Source organism: Pedobacter sp. UYP30, from assembly GCF_040547165.1.
Classification (GTDB): Bacteria; Bacteroidota; Bacteroidia; order Sphingobacteriales; family Sphingobacteriaceae; genus Pedobacter.
This window is the reverse complement of record NZ_JBEPPD010000064.1, coordinates 1-1,120: the sequence shown is the minus strand read 5'-3', so window position 1 is coordinate 1,120 and position 1,120 is coordinate 1. Positions and strand designations below refer to the sequence as shown.

The window sequence follows — 1,120 nt, the reverse complement described above, 5'->3', positions numbered from 1 at the left end:
CTTGAATTCAAGTAATAAATGCAACAGGGTTTAAAAGTAGCCGGTACGGCTTTTTTGCCCTAGGGCAAAAAAGCCGTACCGGCTGGGGCGAAAAATTTCATCTTATCTTTGGGTTGCAACACTCAAAAATCGATGGCTCATTTAACGTTGGAACAAAGGTACAAAATAGAAGCATATCGCGATGCCGGAAAAAGTATTGTCGAGATCGCAGATTTTCTTCGCAGGGATAGGTCTGTTGTTTACAGAGAGATCAAACGAAATTCAGATATGCGGAATGGGATTTACAGGGCCAAGCTGGCGGACGGGAAAGCTTCCCGTCGGCATCTATTCAAACGTAAATTGTGCAGGCTCAATGCAGCTGTGGAGGCCAACATGCTATACTATCTGAGTATGGATTTCAGCCCAGAGCAGATTGTAGGCAGGGCAGCATTGGACGGGCGAGAAATGGTCTCCGTAGAGGCAATCTATCAATACGTCTGGCTCGACAAGCGCAATGGGGGCACGTTGCACACCTATTTAAGGAACAGGGGAAGGAGATATAGGAAAAGAGGCCATCTGAAAGATACCAGGGGCATTATAAGTGGCAGAAAGGACATCGACCAGCGGCCGGCGATCGTTGAGGCCAAGAGCCGCCTGGGAGATCTGGAGATAGACCTCGTAATCGGCAAAGACCACAAGGGGGCACTGCTGACCATCAATGACAGGGCAACGGGAATGTTGTTCATGGATAAGATAGAGAACAAGGAGGCGGGCAGCGTCGGGGCAAAGGCAGTTGAACTTTTGCAGGATTGGAAGCCATTGCTGAAGACCATAACCTCTGACAACGGAAAGGAGTTTGCAGACCATGAAAAAATAGCCGATGAACTGGATATAGACTTCTATTTCGCCAAACCTTACCACAGTTGGGAAAGAGGGGCAAACGAAAATTTAAACGGTCTGGTCAGGCAATACTTCCCAAAAAAATCTAACTTCGGATCGATAACAAAATTACAGACAGAACAGGTAATAAATATTTTAAACAACAGACCAAGGAAACGATTTGGGTTTAAGACACCCAACGAAGTTTTCGCCGAAAAACTAAACAATCTAGCAGATGTTGCATTTATTACTTGAATCCACC

Annotated in this window: 1 protein-coding gene; it reads left to right on the top strand. The window is 45.9% G+C overall.

Annotated features, from left to right (window positions below; translation table 11 throughout):
• The first annotated feature begins 132 nt into the window (after positions 1-132).
• Positions 133-1,113: an IS30 family transposase gene (locus ABIB40_RS20685; RefSeq protein WP_354361854.1), complete on the top strand. Its 981-nt coding sequence runs from the start codon at positions 133-135 to the stop codon at positions 1,111-1,113.
• Positions 1,114-1,120: the final 7 nt, after the last annotated feature.